The sequence below is a fragment of the Peptoniphilus indolicus ATCC 29427 genome, assembly GCF_000227315.1.
Lineage (GTDB): Bacteria > Bacillota > Clostridia > Tissierellales > Peptoniphilaceae > Peptoniphilus > Peptoniphilus indolicus.
This window is the reverse complement of the sequence record NZ_JH165061.1, coordinates 388576-392818: the sequence shown is the minus strand read 5'-3', so window position 1 is coordinate 392818 and position 4243 is coordinate 388576. Positions and strand designations below refer to the sequence as shown.

At 29.5% G+C, this 4243-nt stretch carries 6 protein-coding genes; all 6 read right to left on the bottom strand.

Translation table 11 applies throughout. The features are described 5' to 3' along the window. A partial coding sequence (locus HMPREF9129_RS01775) for a PocR ligand-binding domain-containing protein (RefSeq protein ID WP_004819698.1) occupies positions 1–555 on the bottom strand: 555 nt, incomplete at its 3' end. Positions 556–701: 146 nt separating this feature from the next. After that, positions 702–1712: an iron-containing alcohol dehydrogenase gene (locus tag HMPREF9129_RS01770; protein ID WP_004819695.1), complete on the bottom strand. Its 1011-nt coding sequence runs from the start codon at positions 1710–1712 to the stop codon at positions 702–704. A 5-nt stretch (positions 1713–1717) separates the two neighbouring features. Continuing rightward, the gene (locus HMPREF9129_RS01765; RefSeq protein ID WP_004819694.1) at positions 1718–3037 is read right to left on the bottom strand and encodes an aldehyde dehydrogenase; all 1320 of its coding nucleotides are present in this window, start codon (positions 3035–3037) and stop codon (positions 1718–1720) included. An 11-nt stretch (positions 3038–3048) separates the two neighbouring features. Further along, positions 3049–3312 carry a EutN/CcmL family microcompartment protein gene (locus HMPREF9129_RS01760; RefSeq protein WP_004819687.1) on the bottom strand — a complete coding sequence of 88 codons (264 nt, stop codon included), beginning with the start codon at positions 3310–3312 and terminating at the stop codon, positions 3049–3051. 37 nt (positions 3313–3349) lie between these two features. Next, positions 3350–3766, bottom strand: a complete 417-nt coding sequence (locus HMPREF9129_RS01755; RefSeq protein ID WP_004819686.1) for a BMC domain-containing protein — start codon at positions 3764–3766, stop codon at positions 3350–3352. A 31-nt stretch (positions 3767–3797) separates the two neighbouring features. Beyond that, a partial coding sequence (locus HMPREF9129_RS11615; protein ID WP_004819685.1) for a hypothetical protein occupies positions 3798–4243 on the bottom strand: 446 nt, incomplete at its 5' end.

Here is a 4243-nt window from a genome sequence, read left to right as displayed (position 1 = left end):
TAATTTTACCACTGAAACAAATTCGCTATAACTATATACTCTATCTTCTTCGTATTCTAGATCCCTTATCTCATCCAATACAGATTGTTCTAATAAAAACTCCTCCATTTTATACACGTTATCCGGAGCATCATTGCAACAAACTTGTCCTCCTAAAAAAGCTCCTAAATAATGTCCCTTTATAACTATTGGAATCGCTACTTCTAATCTACCAAAAGGACAAAAATAAATACTTGTCTTATGTGTTACTGCAGCTCTTATAGCTCCTGATGCATCTGATAATTTGCATATCATTTCTGCCATTTTATGTTTTCTAAGTTTTTTACATTTTTTTGAAAAATTAGTCATACTTGTAACAGGTTCACCTTTATAATCAACTATTACTATTGCTAAACCTGTAACATCCGAAATTATCCTCTGTAACTGTTCTAAATAATCCTTTCCAAATATTGAAATAATATCTAAATCTTTGATATTTTCAGTATATTTATCATCTATTTGATTTTGAATATTCATATTACATAATAAATCTTTCGAAACGTTATCTGTATTCATAATATTTCCTCCATAAAACAATACATTTTTCTTTGTGTATTATTTTACAATATTTCAAAAAATTTTTTTCAATATCTTTATAATCGCTTCTTCTGTAATATTGATTGGTGTAGTTTTCATACAATTATCTTTCTTTGCATTAATTGCTATTTTTTTAATTTGCTAAAATAAACTTCCTTACTTATATTACACTTAGATATATTTTGTGGAATATTCATTAAGCGCTGTATTGCATGTATAAATCCTTTTAATAAAACTATTGTTTTTTCATCTGACATAGAATTATTTGCCAGTCCTATTTTTACAGCATACTTTACATATTTTTTCATAACATCATTATTGCTTGAATTATAATCTATAACTTTTTCCAATAGTAAACTGTTAGCTAATCCATGGGTTACTCCGAATTGCCCTCCTATTTGATGTGCAATCGCATGGTTTAATCCGAGTCCAGCTATCTCAAAAGACATACCCGCAAGCGTAGAAGCATAGTGCATTTGCTCTTTAGAGTATTCTTCGCCTTTATAACTTTTATATAAATGCTTTACTACGATTTCTCCAGCTTTTTCTGATAAAGCATCTGAAAATATATTACTATTTTTGCCTACATAAGCCTCTAAAGCATGTGTAAATACATCCATTCCCGTATTTGCCACTATTGTATTTGGTAAACTTTTAGTAAGTTCTGCATCTATTATTGCAACTTTTGGTAACATTAATTCTGACTTTAACAAATGTTTTAAATGTTTGTCTTCATCTTTTATAACTGCAACACTTGTAACCTCTGATCCGGTACCACTTGTTGTAGGAATTGCTATTAATTCACAATTTCTCATATATCCCTTCTGAGCCACATATGCTACTGCTTTAGCGGCATCTATTGGAGAACCTCCACCAAATGCTATTAATACATCTATTTCATTTAATAGAAGTTGTTTCAAAGCATTTTTTACAGTATTTAATGTTGGGTCAGGGAAAACTTCATCAAAAAGATTAACCTTATTCTCTGACAAATTTTTTAATACGTTATCTATTAACTCACTATGTGCCAAAAATTTATCTGTTATAATTAAAATATTTTTATTTTTATAATCTTTTAAATAGTCTAATGAATTTTTCCCAACAATAATTTTTGTATTGCTATTTATAATATTCATTCATATCACCTTATTGAAAAAGCATCTACCAATGTACATCTTCTCCTTCTTGCAAAATGTCTTGTTGTTATAGCCCCTTCTCCGCTTATATTTGCTATTGTAAAACTAACAGGATTTCCATCAGAAAAACCTATTGCGTCTAGAGAAGACCCATTCTTAACAAAAATTGAAGTCTGCAATTTTCTAGCTGCAATATTTAATCTTTCTATAATATTAGAATAAATCCCTGCTGTATGATGTAATCCCTGCTCAATAAATATTGCTTCATCTAGAGCGCTTTCAAAGTCCTTAGTTTTAACTATCGTTATTAAAGGTACTAATAATTCTTCTGTGACAAATGGATGAATTTTAGGAACATCTACCGCTATTAAAGCATACTCCTTGTCAACTTCTATTCTAGCCATCTTTAAAAGATCACTTGCTGATTTTCCCCCGACAAACTTGTTTGGTTTTAAATCCTCTGTCAACAATATTTTTGCAAGTTTTAACATTTCATCAATTGAATCAACATAATAAACTGAATTTTTTATAAGTTCTGATTTTAAATTTTCATATACATCATCAACAACAACTATATTTTTTTCAGTAACACATAATATATTATTATCAAAAGTTGCACCTTTTACTATATTTCTGGCAGCTTTTTCTATATCTGCTGTTTCATCTACTATAAACGTTGGATTGCCGGGACCCGCAGAAATTACTTTTTTATTACACTTATTGGCATATTTGGCTATGTATGAACCTCCTGTAACCACTACAAGATCTATGTCCGGATGATTCATGATTTCAGATATATTTTGCATCGATATATCTTCAAGCGTAACTACTAAATTATCTAATCCGGTAATTTTTGAAATAATATCGCTGATTATACTTACTAAAAATTTAGTTGTTTCTATTGCTCTTGGATGAGGGCATATTATTACTCCATTGCCTGCAGACAACAATCCTATTACATTATTTATAACTGTTGCACAAGGATTTGTACTTGGTTGTATTGCACACGCTATTCCATATGGAGATAATTCATATAAAGTCATTACTTTATCTCTTGTGATAACTTCGGTGTATAAATCTTCAGTGCCCGGTGTTCTTTCTATTGCTAATTTTATCTTTTGTTTTTTTGAAGCTATATCCCCCATACATATTTCATCTATAGTTTTTTCAGCCAACACATTTACATGTTTTAAAAGTTCTTTTCTTATCTCCCTTACTATTTCTTCTCTATCTGATATTCCAAATTCTCTATATGTTTTGAATGCTAACGATACGGATTCTATAGTTTCTTGAACTGAATTGAAAACCCCTCTAAATTTTTCCATAAAATTAACCTCTAAACTATTAATTCGTCTATTATTCCAATTATCGCTAAATCTATAACAGATGATTTTTTACTCTCTTCAACTCTTACAGAAGAACCTGAACCAACTAATACAATTTCACCTATTCCGGCACCGACATAATCGGCAGCTACGCTTTCTCTTCCTGTATTTTCTCCTTTAGCCGTTAAAGGTTGAATTATCATCAGTTTATATCCTATTAAACTTTCACTTTTTCTTGTAGCAACAACATTGCCAACGATTTTTGCAATAAACATACAATCCCCACTGTCACTTTATTTTTATAAATATGCACTACTGATTTTTTTTATCTTTATCAAACTTAGCTTCTATCTGTTTTTCATTAGTTTTTACCTTATTTTCTTCAACTTTTTTATTTTCTTCTTTTTTATTCTTTTCTTCTTTTTTATTTGTAATTTTACCGTCAATCACTTCCGTATTTTTCAAAAATCTTTTATTTATAACATCAGCCGGTCTTGGTATAACCTTAGATGTAATAAACTTATCATTTTTTATTGCCAAGGCTTTTCCCGAACTTATTGCTGCATTTACAGCTCCTACATCGCCAGTTATTTTGACAGTTACATATCCGCATCCTTTAGTTATTTCAATGTCTTGTATAGTTATATTTGCTGTTTTAGCCATAGCATCTGCTACAACTATCCCATTAGTTAATCCAATAACCTCTATTAATCCAAGAGCTTCTTTCATTCTTGACTCACCACCTCTAAATCAACTATATCTACTCCCATCTTAGAAATCTCATCATAATACGATAGAAGTTTTTTTCTGTAATAAGAATTTTCTCCTTTTTAAATCTCTCAACACTACATTTCCACAGCAAAATTTTAGTGCCTTTTTGGAGTAATTTAGATACTAACTTACTTTCAAAATCCCCTTCTCTAAGAAGTGCAATGTCTACCAAAGAGTTTCTGTTTATATTTAAAAATAATGTCTTTATCTCAGCCATATCTTCTAAACTTACTTCTTTAAAAAAAATTATTTTATTCCAATTCAAAAATTTAGTTATAATATCTTTATAATTTGCTTCTAAATCCTCAGAAATAACTGCGTTTAATTTTATTTTAAATTCCCTTAAACAATCCAGTGCTAAAAAATACTTATTTTCCCATGGAGCTGAAAAAACTATATTGTATTCTTCAATTTTTTCTTTTTCTTTATAGGCGG